The sequence below is a fragment of the Micromonospora maris AB-18-032 genome (assembly GCF_000204155.1).
Classification (GTDB): domain Bacteria; phylum Actinomycetota; class Actinomycetes; order Mycobacteriales; family Micromonosporaceae; genus Micromonospora; species Micromonospora gifhornensis.
Window position 1 is genome coordinate 6,076,488 of the sequence record NC_015434.1, and the last position, 22,917, is coordinate 6,099,404.

The following is a 22,917-nucleotide window of genomic DNA, read 5'->3' on the forward strand; positions in this document are numbered from 1 at the left end:
AGGGGTGAACTTCGACGCGTACGCCCGGACCGGAGTTGACCTTGTCAACGCCCGTCTGGACGGCCTCGACGACCTGCGGTCCATCTTCCCTGACGACAACGCCTGGATGCGCGACGAGGTCGTGGAACGCGACCTGGCAGTGTTCCGGCGGGCGCAGAAGCGGTTGCGCGACGTCTTCGAGTACGGCACGTCCGGGCGCGATGCCGAGGCGGTGGCCGAGTTGAACTCGCTGCTGGAGGCGTTCCCGGTGCAGCCACGCATCTCGGGCCACGACTCCAGCGACTGGCACATGCACGTGACCAGCCGGGGCGCCTCGGTGAGTTCGGAATTTCTCGCCGGCGCGGTGTGGGGGTTGTCGGTCTGGCTCTGCGAGTACGGCAGCGCCCGTTTCGGCGTCTGCGCGGACGACCGCTGCGGCAACGTCTACCTGGACACGTCCTCGAACTGCTGCCGCCGTTTCTGCTCGGAGCGGTGCGCCACCCGCTCGCACGTGGCCGCGCACCGGGCCCGCAAGCGGGCCGCCGTGCCGACGCAGACCGACCCGCTGACGCCCGTCTCCTGACCTGCCCTCAGGCGTCGACCGGCGACGCGGCGCTGAGGTGCTCGCGGGCGAAGGCGAGGGACTGGCGCAGGTCCGCCTCGCGGACCTGCCGGCTCTTCGCGCCCCGGGTGGTCACCTCCACCGCGACCGAGCCGGTGAAGCCCCGACCGGCAAGCGAGCGCAGCAGCTCGGCGCAGGGCTGGCCGCCCCGACCGGGCACCAGGTGCTCGTCGCGGCCCTCGCCGGTGCCGTCGCCGAGATGCACGTGCGCCAGGCCGGCACCCATCCGGTCGGCCATCGCCAGCGCGTCGGTGTGCGAGGCGGCGCAGTGTGACAGGTCGAGGGTGTACGAGGGGTAACCGACCTCCGTCGGATCCCATCCGGGCGCGTACGGCACGAACTGCCGGCCGGCCATCCGGACCGGGTACATGTTCTCCACCGCGATGTGCAGTCCGCCGAACTCGCCTGTCACCTTGTCCAGCCCGTCGGCGAAGGTACGCGCGTAGTCCCGCTGCCAGGTGAACGGCGGGTGCACCACCACCGTCGGCGCCTGCAGGGTCTCGGCGAGGACGGCCGAACGACGCAGCCGCTCCCACGGGTCCGGGCTCCAGACCCGCTGCGTGACCAGCAGGCAGGGGGCGTGCACGGAGAGCACTGGCACGCCGTAGTGCTCGGCCAGCCCGCGCAGCGCACCGGCGTCCTGGCTGACGGCGTCGGTCCAGACCATCACCTCGATCCCGTCGTAGCCGAGTTCGGCGGCCAGCTGGAACGCCGCCGCAGTCCGCTCAGGGAAGACCGAGGACGTGGACAGGAGCACCGGAACGCGGGAAGTCACACCACCGAGGGTAGCCGCCGTCGATTGAACCAATATGACGAGAACTCCATGAAGCGGGCAAAACTGGCATCCGATGTCACTCCGGAGCCAACCGATCCAGCCGGTCGAGGATCACGCCCTCCCGCAGCGCCCACGGGCAGATGTCCAACGAGTCGACACCGAGTCGCCGCATCACCGACTCGGCGACCACCGCACCGGCCAGCAGTTGGTGGGCCCGCGCGGCACTGACCCCCTCCAACTCGGCCACCTGCGCGGGGGCGATGTGCCGGATGAATCCCAACACCTGGCGCAGCCCACCGCGGGTGAGCCGGCGGCGGGCCCAGATCCCGGCGCCACTGGGCGCGGCCCCGGCCAACCGGGCGAGGGTACGGAACGTCTTGGAGGTCGCCACCGCGCGTTCCCAGCTCACCTCGGCCATCTGCTCGACCACCGGGTCGAGCAGGCTGTCGACGTACTCCCGAAGCTCCTCCACCACCTGCGGGCCGGGCGGAGCCGCGCTCTGCGGATCGACGACGAGCCGGTCCCGGGTCAGTCGCCCCGCGCCGAGCGGCAGGGAGACCGCCACGTCCGGATCCTCGTCGACACCGGCCGCGATCTCCAACGAGCCGCCGCCGATGTCCAGCACCAGCAGCCGCCCCGCCGACCAGCCGAACCACCGCCGGACCGCGAGGAAGGTCATCCGCGCCTCGTCGGCCCCGGAGAGCACCTCCAGGCGTACGCCGGTGGCCTCCTGAACCCGGGCGAGCACCTCGGCGCTGTTCGTCGCGTCGCGTACCGCGGAGGTGGCGAAGGCGAGCAGTTCGTCGACCTCGAGCGCGGTGGCCGAGGCGCGGGCCGCGCCGACCGCCTCGACCAGGGCGTCCGCACCGGCCTCGGGCAGCGCACCGTCCGGCCCGAGTTGCTCGGCGAGTCGCAGCACCGCCTTCTCGGAGTGCGCCGGCCACGGATGTGCGCCGCGATGGGCGTCGACCACAAGCAGGTGCACCGTGTTGGAACCGACGTCGAGGACACCCAGTCGCATGGGAGAACCCTAGGGCAACCCGTTCGCGTCACTGCCCGGCCTGCCGGGCGCACCACGCGTACGCTGGGCCGGGTGACAGGGCAGATCGAGCTTCACGTGCTGGTGGACGACCCGGCGGACCCGCGCAGCCGTGAGGTGCCGCTGGACTTTCCCCGCGAGTGGATCGAATTCGTCGACCCGGCGGACGAGCGGCACGTGGTGCGCGCCGACCTCACCTGGTTGCTCTCCCGTTGGACGTGCATCTTCGGTCAGGGCTGCCACGGCATCATCGCCGGGCGGGCCGCCGACGGCTGCTGCTCGCACGGCGCGTTCTTCACCGACTCCGACGACGAGAAGCGGGTCCGCGCGGCGGTGAAGCGGCTCACCCCGGCGACCTGGCAGCACTTCCGCCGGGGGTTCAAGAACTGGACCGAGAACGACACCGTGGACGGCAAGAACCCGGCCCGGCGGACCGCCACCCGGGACGCGGAAGGGCCCTGCGTCTTCCTCAACGACGCCGACTTCCCCGGTGGTGGCGGCTGCGCGCTGCACGCCCAGGCGCTGCGCGACGGGGCGCATCCGCTGGAGTACAAGCCGGACGTGTGCTGGCAGTTGCCCATCCGCCGGGACCAGGACTGGGTCAAGCGGCCGGACAACACCAAGGTGCTGGTCTCCACGCTTGCCGAGTTCGACCGCCGGGGCTGGGGTGCCGGCGGCCACGACCTCGACTGGTGGTGCACCTCGTCCACGGACGCACACGTCGGGACCGAGCCGATGTACCTGTCGTACGGCCCGGAGTTGACCGCGCTGATCGGCGCGCCCGCGTACGCGAAGCTGGCCGAGTTGTGCGCGACCCGGCTACGGCAGGGCATGGTCGCCCCGCACCCCGCCGACCCGGCCTGACCGGCCGGGCCGGTGGGATCAGGGCTCGAACTTGTAGCCGAGACCACGCACGGTGACGATGTGCCGCGGCGAGGACGGCTCCGGTTCGATCTTGGAGCGCAGGCGTTTGACGTGCACGTCCAGGGTCTTGGTGTCGCCCACGTAGTCGGCGCCCCAGACGCGGTCGATCAACTGCCCCCGGGTGAGCACCCGACCGGCGTTGCGCAGCAGCAGTTCCAGCAGCTCGAACTCCTTGAGCGGCAGCTGCACCGTGCTCCCGTCGACGGTCACCACGTGCCGCTCGATGTCCATCCGGACCGGCCCGGCAGCCAACGTCGCCGTGCCCGACTCGACGGTCTCGGGACTCTGCCGGCGCAGTACCGCCCGGATCCGGGCGACCAGCTCACGGGGTGAGTACGGCTTGGTGACGTAGTCGTCGGCGCCGATCTCCAGGCCGACCACCTTGTCGATCTCGCTGTCCCGGGCGGTGACCATGATGATCGGCACGTGCGAGCGCTGGCGCAGCTGGCGGCAGACCTCGGTGCCGGACATCTCGGGCAGCATCAGGTCGAGCAGCACGATGTCGGCGCCCGCCCGGTCGAACTCGGTGAGCGCCGAGGTGCCCGTGGCTGCCACGGAGACCTCGAAGCCCTCTTTGCGAAGCATGTACGACAGGGCGTCGGAGAACGACTCCTCGTCCTCGACCACCAGTACGCGGCTCAACGGCCTTTCCTTTCCATGTGCGCTCAGCTCTGCCGGGCCTCGGCCGGACCAGGCTCGATACCAACCGACGGCAGTGTCGACAGCAGGTCGTCCGGAGGACGGGCCGGCAGCCGGAGGGTGAACGTCGACCCACCACCAAGAGTGCTCGTCACCTCGACCCGTCCGCCATGGTTGCTGGCGATGTGCTTGACGATCGCCAACCCGAGCCCGGTGCCGCCGGTCGCGCGGGAACGCGCCTGGTCGGCGCGGTAGAACCGCTCGAAGATCCGGTCCACGTCGGTGGGGGCGATGCCGATGCCCTGGTCGGTGACGGCGATCTCGACATGTTCCGGCGTGGCCCGTGCGGTGACCAGGACAGTGGTGTCCTCGCTCGAATAGTTGACGGCGTTCTCCACCAGATTCGCCACGGCCGTGGCCAACTGACTGTCGCTGCCGTACACGGTCAGCCCGCGCTGCGCGTCCACCGTCACGGTGACCCGTCGGGCGGTGGCCGCGGTCCGGGTGCGGTCGATCACCTCGGAGATCACCCAGTCCACCGCGACCGGCTCCGGGGCGGGCTGCGGTTCGGCGCCCTGCAACCGGGTCAGCTCCAGCAACTCCTGCACCAGCCGTCCCAGCCGGGTCGACTCGTGCTGGATCCGCTCGGCGAACCGTCGGGCGGCGACCAGGTCCTCGGAACGGTCCGGCGGCCCCGCCCCGGCCGGCTCGGTGGCGTCGAGCAGCGCCTCGGCGAGCAGTTGCAGCGCACCGATCGGCGTCTTCAACTCGTGACTGACGTTGGCGACGAAGTCGCGGCGGACCCGGGCGAGGCGGTGGGACTCGGTCACGTCGACCGCCTCCACCGCCACGTGGTCGTTGCCCAGCCCCATCGCCCGCAGATGCACGCCCAGCGGGTTCTCCCCGCCGTTGTCGCGACCCCGGGGCAGGTCGAGCTCGATCTCGCGACGCACGCCGGTGCGCCGGACCTGCCCGGCCAGGGTACGGACCAACGGATGGGCGATGACCGAACCCGGCCGAGCGCCGGTACGCAGCAGACCCAGGGCCCGCGCTGCGGGGTTGACGAGCACCGGCACGTCCTCGGCGTCGAGCACCACGACCCCCACGCGCAGCGAGTCGATCGCTCGTCGGCCGAGCCCGACCTGCACATCCTCGACGATCGTGTGCCTCCCCTTGCCGAACCGGAGCCGGTTTGAGCCGCTCCGGCGGGAACTGCCCGTACGACGTGCGTCGGGAACGAGCCGGGCCAGCAACAACCCGACGACCACTCCGGCCGCCAGAGCCCCGGCCACGCTCACCGCCACCGCCCATGTCACTCGGTGATCGTAGGGTCAATCCTCGCTCGACTACCGGGCGAAAATAGGACGAAGCACGCTCACTTCCGGGAAAGTTCACTTTCGCGTCCGGCTTAGTTCACCGGCGTTCACCTCCGCGCCTCCCGCCCGCCCTACTTTGGCGGCGACCTGCGCTGATGCAGCCGAACGGCGCGGGCGCACCGACGATCGACAGGACGTGAGTATGCGCGACGAGTTCCGGGCCGAACTGCAGGCCGTCAGCCAACTGCTGGTGGAGATGGCCGAAGGCGTACGGGCGGCACTACGACAGGCCACCCGGGCCCTGCTCACCGCCGACCGGCAGGCCGCCGAGACCGTCATCGAGCAGGACGCCCGGATCGACGCGCTCTACCGGCAGGTCGAGGAGCGGGTGTGTGACGTGCTGGCCCGCCAGGCGCCGGTCGCCTCCGACCTGCGAGCCATGATCACCGCGCTGCACGTGGCAGCGGATCTGGAACGGATGGGTGATCTCGCGGATCACGTCGCCAAGACCGCGTTGCGCCGGCACCCCTCGCCCGCCGTGCCCGCGGAGCTGCGGCCGGTCTTCACCGACATGGCGGGTATCGCCGACCGGATGGCGGAGAAGATCGCGGCGGTGCTGGCCCACCCGGACGCCGACCTCGCCGCCGAGTTGGACCGCGACGACGACGCGATGGACGAGCTGCACAAGGGCCTGTTCGGGGTGCTGCTCGGCGCGGACTGGCCGTACGGGGTGGAGACCGCCATCGACGCCACCCTGCTCGGCCGCTTCTACGAGCGGTTCGCCGACCACGCGGTCAACAGCGCCGAGCACGTCGTCTACCTGATCACCGGCGAACCCGTCTGAGGTGCAAGGAAGGGCCCCCTGTTAACGCCTCGCGTATAGCAGGGGGCCCTTCTTAACAACGGAACGACTGCCGGGTCAGCGGCCCTGGTTGGCGACGGCGGCGGCGGCCGCCTTGGCCGCCTCCGGGTCGAGGTAGGTGCCGCCCAGGGTCTGCGGACGCAGCAGCGGGTCGAGGTCGTAGCGCAGCGGAATCCCGGTCGGGATGTTCAGCTTGGCGATCGCCTCGTCGCTGATCTGGTCCAGGTGCTTGACCAGGGCGCGCAGCGAGTTGCCGTGCGCCGCCACCAGCACCGTCCGGCCGGCCAGGATGTCCGGCACGATCGAGTCGTACCAGTACGGCAGCATCCGCTCGACGACGTCCTTGAGGCACTCCGTACGGGGCATCAGCTCGGTCGGCAGCAGCGCGTACCGCGGGTCGCCCACCTGGGACCACTCGTCATCGTCGGCGATGGGTGGGGGCGGGGTGTCGTAGGAGCGGCGCCAGAGCATGAACTGCTCCTCGCCGTACTCCTCCAGGGTCTGCTTCTTGTCCTTGCCCTGCAGGGCGCCGTAGTGCCGCTCGTTGAGCCGCCACGACCGACGCACCGCGATCCAGTGCCGGTCGGCCGCGTTGAGCGCCAGTTCACTGGTCCGGATGGCGCGGCGCAGCAGGCTCGTGTGCACCACGTCCGGCAGCAGGTTGTGTTCGCGCAGCAGCTCGCCGCCGCGGCGCGCCTCGTTCTCACCCTTCTCGGTCAGGTCCACGTCGACCCAGCCGGTGAAGAGGTTCTTGGCGTTCCAGTCGCTCTCGCCGTGCCGCAACAGGACCAGCGTCCCGACGGTGGGTCCCTCGCTAGCTGTCATGCCGATCATCCTGCCGCAACCCGGGATCGCTCGCGCGGGAAGGGTCGTGACGACCACCACGTGGAAAACCGGATGACCTTGCTCTCGGCGCACCACTAGGTTGTAAGGGTCGGCTAGATCATCACTCATTACGGACGGGGACGCCGGAGTGCACGCGATACGGGGCTGGTTCCGGGACACCACCGGCGGCCTACCCAGGACTTTCTGGTACCTCTGGACCGGCACGCTGATCAATCGGCTCGGCTCGTTCGTCCTCGTCTTCCTCGCCATCTATCTGACCCAGGAACGCGGATTCTCCGCCACCCAGGCCGGCATCGTGCTCGGCCTCTGGGGAGCCGGCGGCGCGGTCGGCACCACCGTCGGCGGCACCCTGACCGACCGGTGGGGGCGGCGGCCGACTCTGCTCGTCGCCCACCTGGGCGGCGCGGTGATGATGCTCGCGCTGGGCTTCGCCCACGAACTGTGGGCGGTCGGGCTGGGTGCCCTGCTGCTCGGCCTCTTCGCCGAGGCGGCCCGCCCCGCGTTCGGCGCGATGATGATCGACGTGGTGCCCGAACGGGATCGGCTGCGCGCCTTCTCGCTCAACTACTGGGCGGTCAACCTCGGCTTCGCCTGCGCCGCGGTGCTCGCCGGCTTCGCCGCCCAGGCCGGCTATCTCCTGCTCTTCGCGGTCAACGCGAGCACCACGCTGGTCACCGCCGTGATCATCTTCGTCAAGGTGAAGGAGACCCGGACGATCACGGTCAGTACGCGGGTCGGCGCGGCCGGCGTCGGCGCGCTCCGCACGATCCTGAACGACCGGGTCTACCTGGGGTTCGTGGCACTGAACCTGCTCGGCGCGCTGGTCTTCCTCCAGCACATCTCGATGCTGCCGATCGCGATGGCCGACTCCGGGCTGAGCCCCGCCACGTTCGGCTCGGTGATCGCCCTCAACGGCGTCCTCATCGTGATCGGTCAACTCTTCGTACCCCGGCTGATCCGGGGCCGCAGCCGGTCGCACGTACTCGCGCTGGCGGCGGTGGTGATGGGCGTCGGCTTCGGGCTTACCGCGTTCGCCGACGTGGCCTGGTTCTACGGGTTGACGGTGTTGATCTGGACGCTCGGCGAGATGCTCAACTCGCCGTCCAACGCCACCCTCATCGCCGAACTCTCGCCGAGTGAACTGCGCGGCCGCTACCAGGGGGTCTTCTCGCTGTCCTGGCAGTTGGCCGGTGCCGCCGCGCCGATCCTCGGCGGCCTGGTCCGGGAACAGGCCGGCAATGCCACGCTCTGGCTCGGCTGCGCCGTCATCGGACTGGTGATGGCGGTGGGTCATCTGCTCTCCGGGCCCGCCCGGGAGCGGCGGGCCCTCGCGCTGCGCACCACCGGCGCCCCGCCCGTGGTCACGCCCCGGTCGACGGCACCCCAGCCGGCCGCGCCGAAGACGGCCGAGCCGGTCGCGACCACCGGCGGGTAGGCCGCAGAGGAGCCCGAACTCCGATCAGGCAAGATCTGTTAGGTGACCGAACAGATCCGGGGGGTCGGGTGCGCGAGCGTCAGGTGGCCACAGCCGTACGCGGGTGGTTCGCCGACACGGCCGGCGGGCTGCCCGCCACCTTCTGGTACCTCTGGGTCGGGTTGCTGATCAACCGGGCCGGCGCGTTCGCGATGCTCTTCCTGTCGCTCTACCTGACCGCCGCCCGGGGTGCCAGCGAGTCGCTGGCCGGAGTGGTGGTCGGCGCATACGGCGCGGGCGGAGCGGCCGGGGTACTGCTCGGTGGGGTGCTGGCCGACCGGTGGGGACGACGCTCGACCCTGGTGGCGGCGCACCTGGTCACCGCCGCGCTGATGGTCGCGCTGGCGCTGAGTCAGCACCTGGGCGTGATCGCGGCGCTCGCCCTGCTGGTCGGCGTCACCCACTCGATGCCGAGCCCGGCCTTCGTCGCGGCGATCGTCGACGTGGTGCCCGAGGAACGCCGGTCCCGCGCGTTCAACCTCCAGTTCTGGGCGTTCAACCTGGGCATGGCGGTGGCCTCGCTGCTGGCCGGCCTGCTGGCCGAGGCGAGCTACGTCGCGCTCTTCCTGGTGGACGCCGCCGCCACCCTGGCCACCGCGGTGCTGATCGCCTGGAAGGTGCCGGAGACCCTACCCAGCCTGCGGGCGTACGGGCCGACGAAACCGGCTGCCGCCGGTCGCCGGCCCGGGCTGCACACCGCGCTGACCGACCGGCACTTCATGATCTTCGTCGGGCTGACCTTCGTGTTGGCCGTGCTGACCATGCAGGCGTCGACGATCATGCCGCTGACGATGCGCGCGGACGGGCTCGGCCCGTCGGCGTACGGCACGGTGGTGGCCCTGGGCGGGGTGCTGATCGTGCTGGGGCAACTCTTCGTACCCCGGCTCATCGACCGGCGGCGCAAGGGGACCGTACTTGCCGTCTCCACCGCACTGCTCGCGGTCGGCTTCGGTGCCCTGGCCGTCGCCGACGACCTCGTCTTCTACCTCGGGGCCTGCGTGGTCTGGACGGTCGGCTCGATGCTGGCCGCACCCCCCAACGCGCAGATCAACGCGGACCTGGCCCCACCGGCTCTGCGGGCGCGCTACCAGTCGGTGTTCTACCTGGCCTTCCCGGCGGCGTCGTTCGTCGCGCCCACGCTCGGCGGGTTCAGCCTGCAATCGTGGGGCGACGGCCACTGGCTGGTCATGGGCGCTTTGGGCCTGTTGGCCGCCGGTGGCCATCTGCTCGCCGGGCCGCCCCGGGAGCGGCGGGTCGCCGCCCTGCGCCGCACCTCCGCGACCCCGGCCGCGGACGAGGCCGCTCGGGCCCCCCTCCCCGCACCCAACTGATCCCCCAGGCGGCTGATCAACACGGTTACGGCGCAATGGCGGTTACCGGATGCCCTGGTAACCGCCATTGCGGCGTAACGGCGATGGGCCGCGCGCGGACAAGACGATGTGCCCGGCACGTGGGCACCGGGCACATCGGTTCATCGCTACGACCGGCGGCGGCGGGCGGCACTCACCCCCGTAAGCGACGCCCGCTCGCGCCGCCGGTCCAAACAGGCGGGCACCGTCCCCCAACGGTGGATCCACCCGTCCCCCGACACCTCGCTTGGTGCACAGATCTGATCGATCCGCCGCTCCCCCGAACGGTTCCAAGCGTGGCGCGGTGCAATAACGCTAGTTCGCCCCATGGGACGGATTCAACCTGGTTGGCTGTCTCGCCCGTCACAGCGCGCCCGTGTCCCGTTGGGCTGCTTGATGGGGCTTCGTTCACGGCCAACAGCGCATACCCGACGGGGATTCCCGCAAACCCTCACGCATCCTCCCGATCGGGTGACTCCGTACGGAAGAAGTTGCTCTGCCGGCCGTCCCGCAGCTGTTCCTGGTAGATCAGGTTCAGCCGGCGCAGGTCGAAGGTGTGGAACCACTCGTCCCAGGTGATCTCGCGGATCCGGCTGCTCTCCCGGTATCCCGGGATGTTGAAGGTCAGCACCCCGGCCCGACCGTCCCGCTCGGTCCCGCTGATCGTCGCCGGCTTCGCGCCACGCTCCCGGGCCCACCGCTGGATCACGTCGTGGTTGGTGGTGACCAGGCTCCGCCCCGGGCGCTCCGGCCGGTCCTGCAACGACGAGATCATCTGCGACGACCGCGTCGAACGGGCCGTCGACCTCCCGGTCCGCACCCCGCCACCCGCTGCGGCCGTCTTCGCCGCACTACGGGAGGCGGGTGCAGCCTTCGCCGCACCGCGAGCGGGCGCCGCCTTCGCCGCGCCACGGGCGGGTGCCTGCCGGGTGGCCGCGCGCGTCGTCGTACCCGTCTTGGCGGTGCTGCCCGCCGCGGTCTTCGCGGCCGCTGCGGTCTTGCGGGGAGCCGCCTTCCTGGCCCCGGCCGCAGTCGTCCGCGCAGTCGACGTCGCCGTGCGGGCGGACGTGGTCGTGCGGGCTGGGGCGGTCTTGCGGGCGGCGGTGGCCTTGCCGGCCGGCGCGGTCTTCGCGGCCGGCGCCGTCTTGCGAGGGGCCGCCTTCCTGGCCCCGGCGGTGGCCGTCCGCGCAGTCGCTGTCGTCTTGCGGGCCGTGCTGGCCTTGCGCGCCGCCGCCGTCGTCTTACGGGCGGTACTGGCCTTGCGGGCGGTGCTCGCCGTGCGGGCCGTGCCGGCGTTACGGGCGGTGCCCGTCGACGCCGTCCGCGCCGGGCCGGTCCGTTTGGCGGGTGCGGCCTTCGCCCGTCCCGTGGCGGTACGAGCCGACGCCGACTGCTTCGTCGCGGTGGTCTTCGTGCTGCTGGCACGGCCGGCCGGTCCGCTGCTGCCGCGCGCCGCCCCACCCGAACGCAGCGTACTGGCGAGCCTCTTCACCAGTTCCGGCTTGCGCAGGGCGGAGATGCCGGAGACCCCGTACCGACGCAACTGGCCACGGATGTCGTCCACCCGCATCCGGGAGATCTCCGACTCGGAGATCCGTGGCGTGTTCGGGGTCTGGTTGCTGGCCTGCCGCTTGGTCCTGGTCGCGGTCCCGCCGCGACCCGCGCTGTTTCGCTGAGCCATGGACGCTCACGCTCCTCGACACTGAAGTCTCGGCGCGCGGCGGGTCCCAAAGCCGCACCGCGCGGTGCGGCTTACCCCGTGACGGCGAGCTAAACCACATCGCGGTCAACGCGTTTGCCGGCTGCCGTGCCGCGGCCCCCCGATCAGGGTCGGCCCGCGCCACCCTCCGGGGCCGCGCCAGCGGCGGCTGCCGGGTTGTCGGCAGGGGTCTGCCCCGACTGCTCGAAGAGATGCGCGAAGGCCGCGAGGTTCGCGGTGGATTCGCCCCGCTTGACCCGCCACTCCCATTCCCGCCGGATCGAGCTGCCGAAGCCGATCTCCAGCATCGTGTCGAAGGACTCGTCGGCGTAGCTGAGCACCGCACCGAGGATGCGGTCCAACTCGTCGGCGTCCACTCCGGCGGGATTGACCCGACCGGTGAGGTAGATGTCGCCGACCGCGTCGATGGAGAAGGAGACGGCGTACATCCGCGCGTTGCGCTGCAACAGCCAGGCCCAGAGCTCCTCGCGGCGCTCGTCCGGCTGGCGCATCACGAACGCCTCGATCCGCAGCGCGTGCTCGCCCACGATCAGGTTGCAGATCGTCTTGAGCTTGTGCGTGCCGGGCAGGGTCACCGCGTACGCGCCGGGACCGGTCGGCTCGCAGGGCAGTTCCCGCTCGGCGCAGACCGACTCGATCAGAGCACCCAGGTCACTCATCGGCTCCACTCTACGGCCGCCCAACCTGCCGCTGCCCGGCGACGGGGCGGCGGGGCGGCGTCACGCGGGCGGGCCGGCGGGCGTTAACAAGGGGCCCTTCCTATGCACGAGGCGTTAAAAGGGTGCCCTTCCTTCCATCAGCAGGAGGCGGCGAGGGCGGAGGTGAGATGGGCGCGGTGGGCGGTGATCGCTTCGCCGTACACGGCGAGCAGACCCTCGGCCGTACGGTGCCAGGAGAAGTTGCGGGCGTGCCGGGCGGCGCCGAGCGACAGCTCCGCCCGACGGGACCGGTCGGGCAGCAGGCGGGCCAGGGTGTTCGCCCAGTCGACCGGGTCGTGTCCGCGCACCAGCATCCCGCTGACCTGGTCGCGTACCGCGGTCACCAGGCCGCCGACGGCGGCGGCCACCACCGGCGTACCGCAGGCCTGGGCCTCCAGGGCGACCAGGCCGAAGGATTCGTTGTACGACGGCACCGCGACCAGGTCGGCCGCCTGGTACAGCAGGGGCAGCTCGGCACCGGTACGCGGCGGCAGGAAGTGGATCCGGTCGGCGACGCCGAGCGACGCGGCCAACTCGATCAGGGCGGTGGGGCGGTCGAGTCCGCTGCCGCTGGGGCCACCGCAGATCACCACGGAGACCTCCTCGGCCAGCGCCGGATCCCGCTCGCACAACGCGGCGATCGCGCGGATCAGCACGTCCGGGGCTTTCAACGGTTGGATCCGACCGACGAAGGCCACCAGGTAACCGGTGGTGGGCAGGCCCAGCCGGGCCCGCGCGGCACTTGTCGCGGCGTCGCGGTCACCGACCGGTGGGCGGAAGCGGTCCAGGTCCACCCCGGGCTCGACCACCGCGACCCGGGCCGGGTCGGCGGCGTACCTGTCGATCAGGTCCTGCGCCTCGACCCGGGTGTTCGCCACCAGCCGGTCGGCCTCGGCGACGACCTGCTCCTCGCCGATCACCCGGGCTTTCGGTTCGGGCCGGTCACCGGCGGCGAGCTGCGCGTTCTTCACCTTGGCCAGGGTGTGCGCGGTGTGCACCAGCGGCACTCCCCAGCGGTCCTTGGCCAGCCAGCCGACCTGGCCGGAGAGCCAGTAGTGGGAGTGGATGAGGTCGTAGTGGCCCGGCGGGCGGGCCGCCTCGGCACGCAGTACGCCGGCGGTGAAGGCGCAGAGCTGGCCGGGCAGTTCCTCCTTGGTCAGCCCTTCCAACGGGCCGGCCATCACGTGCCGGACGTGCACCCCCGGGGCGACCTCCACCACCGGCGGCAGGTCACCCGAGGTGGCCCGGGTGAAGATCTCCACCTCGACGTCGGCCTCGGCCAACCGCCGGGCGACCTCCAGGATGTAGACGTTCATGCCGCCCGCGTCCCCGGTGCCGGGCTGGTGCAGGGGCGAGGTGTGCACTGAGATCGTCGCGATCCGCCGGGGTCTCGGCCACGGCAGGGCACCTCGCTGACGACCGACGCCGGTGTGCAATTCCGCCACTTTTGCTCCCTATGCCAGGGTTGATGCCGTACTGCACGACCGACGTGCCTCTGCGTCAACCTCCGCGCCAGATGTCATCTTCCCGATCGGCGGCTGGTAATACGTCGCCCAGGGCGACGGGCGTGACCGACCTCATCACCGGGGAAGCTCCGACCCTCGGCGCGACAGGGGCGAGAATGGCCGGATGAGTCGTGTCGCCGTCGTCACCGGGACATCCAGCGGACTCGGCGCCGGGACCGTCGCCGACTGCATCGCCTGGTGCGCCACCCGGCCACCACACGTCAACGTGGACCGTCTCGTCGTACGCCCACTGGTGCAGGCCGCCCACATCGTTCACCGGGTGAGCGGCACAGGTGCCGGTGACCGGTCACCAGCCGGAGCCTGAGGAAAACAGCCATGGCGGCGCGTACGCCCCGGCCGCTCGGAACCATCACCCGCGGCACCACCAACCCCAACCGGCTCCGACGGGTGGACAACTGGATCGTCGACACCTGCGGCGACGCGTTACGCGCCGCACCGGACCCACTCGTGGTGGACCTGGGATACGGCGCGAGCCCGGTGACAGCGGTGGAACTGCGCGCCCGGCTGGCCGCCGGGGTACGTACCGACGTACGGGTGGTCGGCCTGGAGATCGACCCGATCCGCGTCGCGGACGCCCAACCCGCCGCCGACCCACCCGGCCTCACCTTCGCCCGGGGCGGATTCGAACTCGCCGGCCTGCGCCCGGCCCTGGTGCGCGCGTTCAACGTGCTACGCCAGTACGACGAGAGCGAGGTGGCCGCCGCCTGGGCCACCGTCACCAGCCGACTGGCACCCGGCGGACTGTTCGTCGAGGGCACCTGTGACGAACTGGGCCGCCTCGCCGGCTGGATCCTGCTCGACGCCACCGGCCCGCGCACGCTGACCCTGGCCGCCCGCCTGTCCACTCTGCAGACCCCGGCGGAGTTGGCCGAACGGCTACCCAAGGCGCTGATCCACCGCAACGTCCCCGGAGAACCCATCCACGACCTGATCCGCGCCCTGGACGACGCCTGGCACGCCGCCGCCGGCTACGCCCCGTACGGCCCCCGCCAGCGTTGGCTGCACACCGTGGCCGCCGTACGCGCCCAGGGCTGGCCCATCCTCCACCGCCCCCGCCGCTGGCGCCAAGGCGAACTGACCCTCCCCTGGCCCTCCCCCACCCCCTAACCCCCACCCCACCCCTTTTGATCAACGCGCAGAAGCGCGGGGTGGGCGCAGAAGCGCGGGGTGGGCGGGTGGGTGGGTCAGAGGGTGCAGGTTATGAGGACGGGTTCGGGGTGGAGGGTTACCGCGAAGCGGGCGTGGACGCCGTCGCGGATTTCGCGGGCCAGGGTGAGGAGGGCCTCGGTGGTGGCGGTGCCGGTCTGGTTGGTGAGGGCGAGGGTGTGTTTGCTGGAGATGGCGACGCCCTCGGGGCCGGCGTAGCCCTTGCCGAAGCCGGCCTTGTCGATCAGCCAGGCGGCGCTGACCTTGACCAGGTCGCCCGCGCCCGGCCAGGCGGGCGGCTCACCGATGTCGGCGGCGCGCTGCCGCAGCTCCTCGTACTCGGCGGCATCGAGGACGGGGTTGGTGAAGAAGGAACCGACCGAACGGGTGTCGGGGTCGGCGGCGTCCAGCACCATGCCCTTGCCCGCGCGAAGTTCCAGCACGGTGGCGCGGGCGTGTGCGAGCGGCACCCGGTCACCGACCTCGACGCCGAGCGCGCGGGCCAGTTCCGCGTACCGGACCGGGCCGGACAGCGCCGAGCGGGCCAGCCGGAAGTCGACAGCGAGCACCACCCAGCGCTCGCTGTACTTGAAGATGCTGGCCCGGTAGGCGAAGCCGCAGTCGGCGGCGTCCAGCTGGGTGATCGTCCCGGTGGAACGGTCGTACACCTGCACGCCGACGATGGTCTCGGCGACCTCCTGGCCGTACGCGCCGACGTTCTGGATCGGGGTGGCGCCGGTGGAGCCGGGGATGCCGGACAGGCATTCCAGGCCGGACCAGCCGTTGCGCACCGTGGCGGCGACCAGGTCGTCCCACGGCTCGCCGGCCTCGACGCGGATGGTGACGGTCTGCTCGTCCTCGGTCAGCACCCGCAGACCCCGGGAGCGGACCAGGATCACCGTGCCCGGGAACCCGGCGTCGCCGATCACCACGTTGCTGCCCCCGGCGAGCAGAAGCGCATGTTCGCCCGCCTGGCGTACGTGAGCGACAATCTCCTCGGCGGTGGTTGCGGTGACGATCCGCCGGGCGGGTCCACCTAGGCGCAATGTGGTGTATTGCGACAGTTCGCCGGAAATGACGGGTTGGGCGGCGGCTGTCGGCTGGGCGTAGACGTCAGGCACATCTTTCACCCTAGGCTGAGAGGTAGCCGTGGCACCCATTGGTGGCCCGGTCACCCCCGGGAGGATGGCGATGAGCAGAATGCACGGCAGCAAGGACTTCTGGATCGGTGCACTCCGCGCGGAGGGCCCGGCGTTCGCCGCCGCGGTCGCCGACGCCCCGCCCGAGACACCCGTGCTGTCCTGCCCCGGCTGGACGGTGACCGACCTGGCCCTGCACCTCACCGGCATCTACCAGTGGGTACGCGACGTCGCCGGGTCAGGCCGGGCCACCGCGCCGGAGCAACGCCGGTCGCAGCGCCCCGAACTCCTGCCGGGGCTCACCGCCGCACAGCAGTGGCAGCAGGCGTACGACGACCTGATGGTCCTCTTCGACACCCTGGACCCGGAGGCCCCGGCCTGGAACTGGGCCCCGCAGCCGAAGAAGGCCGGCTTCTGGCCCCGCCGGATGGCGCACGAGACCGCCCTGCACCGCTGGGACGCCCAGCTCGCCATCGCCGCCGGCGAACCGATCGAGGCCAAGCTCGCGGCCGACGGGGTGAGCGAGGTGCTCGACACCTGGCTGCCGGCCGGCCGCCGGGCGGCGAGTGGTCAGTGGCGCGGGGTGGTTCGACTCAGCGCGACCGACGCGGCGCAGGAGTGGTACCTGCGGCTGCGCGGTGAGGGGGTGGCGCTGCTGGACACCGGCACCATCCTCGACCACGACGAGCACCACGCCCGGGTGCACGTCAGTGGCACGGCGAGCGACCTGCTGCTGGCGCTCTGGGGCCGGGTCAGCTTCGACACCCTGTCCGTGGCCGGCGACCCCACCCTCCTCGACGGGGTACGCACCGGCTGATTGATTGACACCGTTACGACGGCATGGCGGTTACCGGACACCCTGGTAGCCGCCATTCCGCTGTAACGGTGACCTCGCACCGATTGGCCGTGGCCATTCTGTGACCCAGCCGAGAGAGCGCTCTCTTGACACCGCCCCGGCGAGGGACGCAGGCTACGTGAGAGCGCTCTCAGACTCATCCACCACCACTCACCCACCTGAGAGGGGTCACCAGACCATGGCCACTTTTCCCCGCCATCGCCTTGCGGCGGTCGCCTTGGCAACCGTTGGTGCGCTACTCGCCACCAGCGGCTGCGCCGGCGACGAGGACGCCGCGGGCGACGGCAAGATAACGCTCACCGTCGACGTCTTCGGACAGCTCGGCTACGAACAGCTCTACCAGGAGTACATGGACGCCAACCCCAACGTGAAGATCGTCGAGCGGGGCACCGGCGGCAACCTCGACGAGTACTCGCCGAAGCTGACCCAGTGGCTCGCCGCGGGCAAGGGCGCCGGTGACGTCGTCGCCATCGAAGAAGGCCTGATGGTCGAGTACAAGGCCAACCCGGACAACTTCGTCAACCTGCTCGACCACGGCGCCGCCGAGCTCAAGGGCAACTTCCTGGAGTGGAAGTGGAACCAGGGGCTGACCGCCGACGGGCAGAAGCTGATCGGGCTCGGCACCGACGTGGGTGGCATGGCGATGTGCTACCGCACGGACCTGTTCGCCAAGGCGGGGCTGCCCACCGAGCGCGACGAGGTCTCCAAGCTCTGGCCGACCTGGGAGGACTACATCGCGGTCGGCGAACGCTTCAAGGCGGCCGACACCGGTGCGTCGTTCCTGGACGCGGCGACCAACACGTTCAACACCATCGTGTTGCAGACCGCCGGCAAGGCGCAGGGCTACCACTACTACGACACCAGCAACAACCTGGTGGTGGACAGCAACCCGGCGGTCAAGCAGGCCTGGGACACCACCATGAAGATCATCGGTGCCGGCCTGTCCGGCAAGTACGGCTCCTGGTCGGAGGAGTGGGTCTCGGCCTTCAAGCAGGCCAAGTTCGCCACCATCGCCTGCCCGGCGTGGATGACCGGGGTGATCGAGGGCAACGCCGGCGCGGAGGCCAGCGGCAAGTGGGACATCGCCCGGGTGCCCGGCGACGGCGGCAACTGGGGCGGCTCGCACCTGGCCGTGCCGGCACAGAGCAAGAACAAGGAAGAGGCCATCAAGCTGGTCAAGTTCCTGACCAGCCCGCAGGGTCAGATCGGTGCCTTCAAGGCCAAGGGCCCGCTGCCGTCCTCGCCGCAGGCGCTTGACGACCCGGCGATCGCCGATGCCAAGAACGCGTACTTCTCCGGTGCGCCGATCGGAACGATCTTCGCCGAGGGCGCGAAGACGCTGAAGCCGGTCTACATGGGCCCGAAGAACCAGGCGGTACGCACCGAGGTGGAGAACGCCGTCCGCACCGTCGAGCTGGGACAGCGTACGCCCGAGCAGGGCTGGCAGGACGCCGTCAACAACGCCAAGAAGGCCGCCGCCAAGTAACCGGCCCGACGGCCTCCACCCCCGCCGCCGATCCAGGACCGCCACGCTCGCCGGGCGCGCGTGGCCACCGGCCCCGGATCGGCGCGGGGCGGGGGCGTGGAAAGGAGTCAACGGGTCATGGCGTTGCAGCTCGACGCGCGAGGGCCGACCGCGCCGGCACCGGGCCGGTCCCGGCTGTTGCGGGCCGGCCGGCTCAGCCGGATCGACGCGAAGTACTCGCCCTACCTCTACATCGCCCCGTTCTTCGTGATCTTCGCGATCTTCGGGGCCTGGCCGCTGGCGTACACCTTCTGGGTTTCCTTGCACGACTGGGACCTGCTGGGCAGCAATCCCACATTCATCGGCGCGGACAACTACACCCGGCTGTTGGCCGACGGCGACTTCTGGCACTCGGTGGTCAACACCCTCGGCATCTTCGTCCTCAGTACGGTGCCGCAGCTGCTGCTGGCGCTCTGGCTGGCCAACCTGCTCAACCGGCAGCTGCGGATGCGTACCGGCTGGCGGATGGCGGTGCTGGTGCCCAACGTGACCTCCACGGCCGCCGTGGCGATCGTCTTCGGGGTGCTGTTCGGTCGCGAGTTCGGCATGATCAACTGGCTGCTCGACCTGGTAGGCATCGACGGGATCGAGTGGAAGTCCAACCGGTTCGCCTCCTGGGTGGCCATCTCCACGATGGTCGACTGGCGGTGGACCGGTTACAACGCCCTGATCTTCCTGGCCGCCATGCAGGCCATCCCCCGCGACCTGTACGAGGCCGCGGCGATCGACGGCGCGAACCGGGCCCGGCAGTTCTGGTCGGTCACCGTGCCGCTGCTCAAGCCGACGATCATCTTCTGCGTCATCATCTCCACCATCGGCGGGCTGCAACTGTTCACCGAGCCCCGGCTGTTCCACTCGGGCACCAACGCGATCCGGGGCGGGCCGCTGCGCGAGTCGCAGACGATGACCATGTACATGTTCGAGAACGCCTTCGCGCCGTACTACAACTTCGGCTACGGCTCGGCGGTGGCCTGGCTGCTGTTCGCCCTGATCGCCATCGTCGCCGCGATCAACGTACTGATCATCCGCCGGCTCGGTTCCTCCGCCCGACCGCCGGAGGGCAACCGAAAGGGAGGGTTCCGATGAGCGAGCGCAGCGAGCGAATCATTCGGCTCAGTGCGGTGGAGCCTCGTCGCGGTGCCGAGCGAAGCGAGGTGGCGCGATGAGCCGGCTGTGGCGGGCCAGCCCGCTCACGTACTTCGCGTTGGTCGCCGCCGGGGTCCTGTCGGTCTTCCCGATCTACTGGATGTTCGTGGTGGCCAGCCGCTCCAGCGACGCGATGGGGCAACTGCCGCCGCCGGTCACGCCGGGCGGCAACCTGGGCGCGAACATCTCCCGGCTGTTCGCCAACACCGACGCGTACTTCCTGACCGGTCTGATCAACTCGGCGATCGTGGCGATCACGGTCACCATCTCGGTGGTGTTCTTCTCCTCGCTGGCCGGGTTCGCCTTCGCCAAGCTGCGCTTCCGGGGCAGCAACGCGCTGCTGATGATCATCATCGCGACGATGATGGTGCCCACCCAGCTCGGCATCATCCCGCTGTACATGCTGATGACGAAGCTGAACCTCAACGACCGGCTGCCCGCGGTGATCCTGCCCGCCCTGGTCACCGGCTTCGGTGTGTTCATGATGCGGCAGTACGCCGGACAGGCGATCAGCACCGAGCTGATCGAGGCGGCGCGGGTGGACGGCTGCGGCACCGCACGGATCTACTGGAACGTGGTGCTGCCCGCGTTGCGGCCGGCCATCGCGGTGCTCGGGCTGCTCACGTTCATGACCACCTGGAACGATTTCCTGTGGCCGTACGCGGTGCTCAACGATCCGGAGAATCCCACCGTGCAGTTGTCCCTGCGGGCCCTGTCCGACGGCTACTACCAGGACATGTCCCAGGTGTTCACCGGTACGGCAATCGCCACGCTGCCGCTGCTGCTGGTGTTCGTACTGTTCGGACGCCAGATCATCGGCGGAATCATGGAAGGTGCGGTCAAATCGTGAGTGGAATCCGGTTCCCGGAGAATTTCCTGTGGGGAGCGGCGACGGCCGCCTATCAGATCGAGGGGGCGGCCCGCGACGACGGGCGCGGGGAGTCGATCTGGGACACCTTCAGTCGCACACCGGGAAAGGTGTACGCCGGACACACCGGTGACGTCGCCTGCGACCACTACCACCGGTACGCCGACGACGTGGCGATGATGGCCGAGCTGGGCCTGCAGGCGTACCGTTTCTCGGTTTCCTGGCCCCGGATCCAGCCCGACGGCAGCGGCCCGGTCAACCCGCGCGGCCTGGACTTCTACGACCGGCTGACCGACGCGCTGCTGGGTCGGGGCATCGACCCGATCGTCACCCTCTACCACTGGGACCTGCCGCAGACGTTGCAGGACCGGGGTGGTTGGACGGCGCGGGAGACCGCCGAGCACTTCGCCACCTACGCCGCCGCCGTGTACGCCCGACTCGGTGACCGCATCGACACCTGGACCACGCTCAACGAGCCCTGGTGCTCCGCGTACCTCGGCTACGGCAACGGCGTGCACGCCCCCGGGGTGCAGGACCCGGGCGCCGCCTTCAGCGCCGTACACCATCTGTTGCTGGCGCACGGCCTGGCCACGCAGGCGCTGCGCGCGGGCGGTGCCGAGCGCGTCGGCATCACCCTCAACCCGGCCGACGTACGCCCCGCCGACGCGGACAGCGCCGCCGACGCCGACGCGGTACGCCTGGTCGACGGCCTGCACAACCGGATCTTCCTGGATCCGCTGCTGGTCGGCGGCTACCCCGACGACGTGCGTGAGCACGTGGCCCGGATCGTCGAGCCGGTGTTCGTCGTCGACGGCGACGAGAAGATCATCGCGGCGCCGATCGACCTGCTCGGGATCAACTACTACGCGCCGACCTACGTCGCCGGGCGACCGGACGGCGCGGGTGGCGGCGGCGCGTACCCGGGCACCGCCGCAGCCGTGGAGTTCCTGCCGCCGGTCGGTCCGCTGACCGACATGGGCTGGATGATCGAACCGGCGGGGCTGACCCGGCTGCTGGAACGCATCGCCACCGACTATCCGCCGGTGCCCCTGATGGTCACCGAGAACGGCGCGGCGTTTCCGGACAAGAGCAGCTCGGACGGGACCAGCCCGGTACGCGACGACGATCGGATCGCGTACCTGGACGGACACCTGCGTGCCGCGCACGAGGCCATCGCCCGGGGCGTCGACCTGCGCGGCTATCTCGTATGGTCATTGCTGGACAACTTCGAGTGGGCCGAGGGGTACCGCAAGCGGTTCGGCATCGTGCACGTCGACTACCTCACCCAGCGGCGTACACCGAAGTCCAGCGCCCGGTGGTACCAGGAGGTGATCTCCCGGAACGGGCTGTGACAAGGCGGTGGTTTCTCCGATGACGGGCGCGCAACGGCCCACTCTGGAAGCGGTGGCGCGGCGGGCCGGGGTGTCCCGGGCCACCGTCTCCCGGGTGGTGAACGGTTCCACCACGGTCGCCGAGCCGATCCGGGAGGCGGTCCGCCAGGCGGTGGCCGAGTTGGGGTACGTGCCGAACCTCGCCGCCCGCTCCCTCGTCACCCAGCGGACCGACTCGATCGCCCTGGTCATGCCCGAGGAGGCGACCCGCGTCTTCTCCGACGACCAGGTCTTCCCCGGCATCATCCGGGGCGCCGCGCAGGAGTTGGAGGCCGCCGACAAGCAGCTGGTGCTGATGCTCGCCGGCTCACCGGCCGGGCACGAACGGGTCGAGCGGTACACCACCGGGCGGCACGTCGACGGTGTGCTGTTCGCCTCGCTGCACGGTGCCGACCCGCTGCCCGCCAAGCTCGCCGCGCTGGGCATCCCGGTGGTGTGCAGCGGCCGACCCCTCGACGGCGCGAACGTGCCGTACGTCGACGTCGACCAGGTCGCCGGGGTGACCAAGGCGGTACGCCACCTGATCGACACCGGTCGGCGACGCATCGCCACCATCGCCGGGCCGCAGGACATGGTCGCCGGCATCGAACGGCTGGCCGGCTACCGGGACACGGTGGCCGCCGCCGGGCTGCCGCAGATGGTGGCGGTCGGCGACTTCACCCGGGAGTCCGGTGCGGCGGCGATGCGGGAACTGCTCACCGCCCACCCCGACCTGGACGCCGTCTTCGCCGCCTCCGACCTGATGGCGCACGCCGCCCTGCGTACCCTGCGCGAGGCGGGACGGCGGGTGCCGGAGGACGTCGCCGTGATCGGCTTCGACGACATCGAGACCGCCGCGTACACCGAACCGCCGCTGACCACCGTGCGGCAGCCGATCGTGGAACTCGGCCGACAGGGCACTCGTCTGCTGCTGCGCCTCGCGGCCGGCGAGGAGGTCGAGCCCGCCCTCATCCTCCCCACCGAACTCATCCTCCGCGACTCCGCCTGAGTTGTAAGGAAGGGCACCTTGTTAACGCCTCAGGTAGAGCAAGGGCCCCTTGTTAACAACCCTTATCGCGTGGCACCCGGCTCGGCGGG

Annotated in this window: 21 protein-coding genes and 1 pseudogene; 13 read left to right on the forward strand and 9 right to left on the reverse strand. The window is 70.8% G+C overall.

Translation table 11 applies throughout. From position 1 onward, the window contains the following. The first annotated feature begins 4 nt into the window (after positions 1–4). Positions 5–562, forward strand: a complete 558-nt coding sequence (locus VAB18032_RS26925; RefSeq protein ID WP_013736091.1) for a CGNR zinc finger domain-containing protein — start codon at positions 5–7, stop codon at positions 560–562. Positions 563–569: 7 nt separating this feature from the next. Here VAB18032_RS26925 and VAB18032_RS26930 read toward each other — a convergent pair whose 3' ends face one another. Beyond that, positions 570–1,376 carry a sugar phosphate isomerase/epimerase family protein gene (locus VAB18032_RS26930; protein ID WP_193386277.1) on the reverse strand — a complete coding sequence of 269 codons (807 nt, stop codon included), beginning with the start codon at positions 1,374–1,376 and terminating at the stop codon, positions 570–572. A gap of 76 nt (positions 1,377–1,452) precedes the next feature. Next, positions 1,453–2,397: a Ppx/GppA phosphatase family protein gene (locus VAB18032_RS26935; protein ID WP_013736093.1), complete on the reverse strand. Its 945-nt coding sequence runs from the start codon at positions 2,395–2,397 to the stop codon at positions 1,453–1,455. Positions 2,398–2,469: 72 nt separating this feature from the next. On the opposite strand from VAB18032_RS26935, the gene VAB18032_RS26940 reads away from it, so the two are divergent. Then, positions 2,470–3,279: a DUF3109 family protein gene (locus VAB18032_RS26940; protein ID WP_043722015.1), complete on the forward strand. Its 810-nt coding sequence runs from the start codon at positions 2,470–2,472 to the stop codon at positions 3,277–3,279. 18 nt (positions 3,280–3,297) lie between these two features. Here the strand turns inward: VAB18032_RS26940 and VAB18032_RS26945 are convergent, their stop codons facing one another. Together VAB18032_RS26945 and VAB18032_RS26950 are read right to left on the reverse strand one after the other, a co-directional pair. Then, on the reverse strand, positions 3,298–3,981 hold the full coding sequence (locus VAB18032_RS26945) for a response regulator transcription factor (protein ID WP_013736095.1): 684 nt from the start codon (positions 3,979–3,981) through the stop codon (positions 3,298–3,300). Positions 3,982–4,004: 23 nt separating this feature from the next. Further along, a complete protein-coding gene (locus tag VAB18032_RS26950; protein WP_013736096.1) occupies positions 4,005–5,294 on the reverse strand; it encodes an ATP-binding protein in 1,290 nt (429 codons plus the stop codon). Positions 5,295–5,496: 202 nt separating this feature from the next. Here VAB18032_RS26950 and phoU point away from each other — a divergent pair, with 202 nt between their 5' ends. Then, complete coding sequence (gene phoU, locus VAB18032_RS26955) at positions 5,497–6,138, forward strand: phosphate signaling complex protein PhoU (protein WP_013736097.1); 642 nt, start codon at positions 5,497–5,499, stop codon at positions 6,136–6,138. Positions 6,139–6,213: 75 nt separating this feature from the next. Here phoU and VAB18032_RS26960 read toward each other — a convergent pair whose 3' ends face one another. Then, positions 6,214–6,981 carry a phosphoglyceromutase gene (locus VAB18032_RS26960; RefSeq protein ID WP_013736098.1) on the reverse strand — a complete coding sequence of 256 codons (768 nt, stop codon included), beginning with the start codon at positions 6,979–6,981 and terminating at the stop codon, positions 6,214–6,216. A 157-nt stretch (positions 6,982–7,138) separates the two neighbouring features. Here VAB18032_RS26960 and VAB18032_RS26965 point away from each other — a divergent pair, with 157 nt between their 5' ends. Together VAB18032_RS26965 and VAB18032_RS26970 are read left to right on the forward strand one after the other, a co-directional pair. Continuing rightward, the gene (locus tag VAB18032_RS26965) at positions 7,139–8,437 is read left to right on the forward strand and encodes an MDR family MFS transporter (RefSeq protein WP_043725873.1); all 1,299 of its coding nucleotides are present in this window, start codon (positions 7,139–7,141) and stop codon (positions 8,435–8,437) included. Positions 8,438–8,505: 68 nt separating this feature from the next. Beyond that, positions 8,506–9,807, forward strand: a complete 1,302-nt coding sequence (locus tag VAB18032_RS26970; RefSeq protein WP_013736100.1) for an MFS transporter — start codon at positions 8,506–8,508, stop codon at positions 9,805–9,807. 469 nt (positions 9,808–10,276) lie between these two features. On the opposite strand, the pseudogene VAB18032_RS33385 reads toward VAB18032_RS26970, so the two are convergent. From VAB18032_RS33385 to mshA, 3 genes and pseudogenes are all read right to left on the reverse strand, one after another. Next, positions 10,277–10,894: pseudogene (locus VAB18032_RS33385) on the reverse strand (hypothetical protein); the annotation flags it as partial. A gap of 755 nt (positions 10,895–11,649) precedes the next feature. Next, on the reverse strand, positions 11,650–12,213 hold the full coding sequence (locus VAB18032_RS26980; RefSeq protein WP_013736103.1) for a type III secretion system chaperone family protein: 564 nt from the start codon (positions 12,211–12,213) through the stop codon (positions 11,650–11,652). Between the two features lie 128 nt (positions 12,214–12,341). Continuing rightward, positions 12,342–13,688 (reverse strand): D-inositol-3-phosphate glycosyltransferase, encoded by a 1,347-nt coding sequence (mshA, locus tag VAB18032_RS26985; RefSeq protein WP_043722033.1) that lies wholly within the window; start codon positions 13,686–13,688, stop codon positions 12,342–12,344. Between the two features lie 184 nt (positions 13,689–13,872). Here mshA and VAB18032_RS26990 point away from each other — a divergent pair, with 184 nt between their 5' ends. Together VAB18032_RS26990 and VAB18032_RS26995 are read left to right on the forward strand one after the other, a co-directional pair. Continuing rightward, complete coding sequence (locus tag VAB18032_RS26990; protein ID WP_013736105.1) at positions 13,873–14,073, forward strand: short-chain dehydrogenase/reductase SDR; 201 nt, start codon at positions 13,873–13,875, stop codon at positions 14,071–14,073. 11 nt (positions 14,074–14,084) lie between these two features. Next, positions 14,085–14,876, forward strand: a complete 792-nt coding sequence (locus VAB18032_RS26995) for a class I SAM-dependent methyltransferase (protein WP_013736106.1) — start codon at positions 14,085–14,087, stop codon at positions 14,874–14,876. A gap of 77 nt (positions 14,877–14,953) precedes the next feature. On the opposite strand, the gene VAB18032_RS27000 is transcribed toward VAB18032_RS26995, so the two are convergent. Further along, entirely contained in the window at positions 14,954–16,075 is a 1,122-nt protein-coding gene (locus tag VAB18032_RS27000) for a UDP-N-acetylmuramate dehydrogenase (RefSeq protein WP_081476209.1), read from the reverse strand. A 31-nt stretch (positions 16,076–16,106) separates the two neighbouring features. Here VAB18032_RS27000 and VAB18032_RS27005 point away from each other — a divergent pair, with 31 nt between their 5' ends. The 6 genes from VAB18032_RS27005 to VAB18032_RS27030 all read left to right on the forward strand — a co-directional run bounded on the left by VAB18032_RS27005 (position 16,107) and on the right by VAB18032_RS27030 (position 22,828). Beyond that, positions 16,107–16,871, forward strand: coding sequence for a maleylpyruvate isomerase family mycothiol-dependent enzyme (locus VAB18032_RS27005; protein ID WP_043722034.1), 765 nt, complete (start codon positions 16,107–16,109; stop codon positions 16,869–16,871). Positions 16,872–17,088: 217 nt separating this feature from the next. Then, positions 17,089–18,396, forward strand: coding sequence for an ABC transporter substrate-binding protein (locus VAB18032_RS27010; RefSeq protein WP_043722037.1), 1,308 nt, complete (start codon positions 17,089–17,091; stop codon positions 18,394–18,396). 117 nt (positions 18,397–18,513) lie between these two features. Beyond that, positions 18,514–19,521: a carbohydrate ABC transporter permease gene (locus VAB18032_RS27015; RefSeq protein ID WP_013736110.1), complete on the forward strand. Its 1,008-nt coding sequence runs from the start codon at positions 18,514–18,516 to the stop codon at positions 19,519–19,521. A 76-nt stretch (positions 19,522–19,597) separates the two neighbouring features. Then, complete coding sequence (locus VAB18032_RS27020) at positions 19,598–20,431, forward strand: carbohydrate ABC transporter permease (RefSeq protein WP_013736111.1); 834 nt, start codon at positions 19,598–19,600, stop codon at positions 20,429–20,431. Beyond that, positions 20,428–21,801, forward strand: a complete 1,374-nt coding sequence (locus VAB18032_RS27025; protein ID WP_013736112.1) for a GH1 family beta-glucosidase — start codon at positions 20,428–20,430, stop codon at positions 21,799–21,801. The genes VAB18032_RS27020 and VAB18032_RS27025 overlap by 4 nt, the downstream gene beginning before the upstream one ends. A gap of 19 nt (positions 21,802–21,820) precedes the next feature. Further along, positions 21,821–22,828: a LacI family DNA-binding transcriptional regulator gene (locus tag VAB18032_RS27030; protein WP_013736113.1), complete on the forward strand. Its 1,008-nt coding sequence runs from the start codon at positions 21,821–21,823 to the stop codon at positions 22,826–22,828. The last annotated feature ends 89 nt before the right edge of the window (positions 22,829–22,917 follow it).

Bases quoted from the DNA above. Each gene is read 5' to 3' on its own strand.
- VAB18032_RS27030 (WP_013736113.1), top strand. From the start codon at position 21,821: ATGACGGGCGCGCAACGGCCCACTCTGGAAGCGGTGGCGCGGCGGGCC.
- VAB18032_RS27010 (WP_043722037.1), top strand. From the start codon at position 17,089: ATGGCCACTTTTCCCCGCCATCGCCTTGCGGCGGTCGCCTTGGCAACC.
- VAB18032_RS27005 (WP_043722034.1), top strand. From the start codon at position 16,107: ATGAGCAGAATGCACGGCAGCAAGGACTTCTGGATCGGTGCACTCCGC.
- VAB18032_RS26990 (WP_013736105.1), top strand. From the start codon at position 13,873: ATGAGTCGTGTCGCCGTCGTCACCGGGACATCCAGCGGACTCGGCGCC.
- VAB18032_RS26935 (WP_013736093.1), bottom strand. From the start codon at position 2,397: ATGCGACTGGGTGTCCTCGACGTCGGTTCCAACACGGTGCACCTGCTT.
- VAB18032_RS27000 (WP_081476209.1), bottom strand. From the start codon at position 16,075: ATGGGTGCCACGGCTACCTCTCAGCCTAGGGTGAAAGATGTGCCTGAC.
- VAB18032_RS27020 (WP_013736111.1), top strand. From the start codon at position 19,598: ATGAGCCGGCTGTGGCGGGCCAGCCCGCTCACGTACTTCGCGTTGGTC.
- VAB18032_RS26960 (WP_013736098.1), bottom strand. From the start codon at position 6,981: ATGACAGCTAGCGAGGGACCCACCGTCGGGACGCTGGTCCTGTTGCGG.
- VAB18032_RS27015 (WP_013736110.1), top strand. From the start codon at position 18,514: ATGGCGTTGCAGCTCGACGCGCGAGGGCCGACCGCGCCGGCACCGGGC.
- VAB18032_RS26995 (WP_013736106.1), top strand. From the start codon at position 14,085: ATGGCGGCGCGTACGCCCCGGCCGCTCGGAACCATCACCCGCGGCACC.
- phoU (WP_013736097.1), top strand. From the start codon at position 5,497: ATGCGCGACGAGTTCCGGGCCGAACTGCAGGCCGTCAGCCAACTGCTG.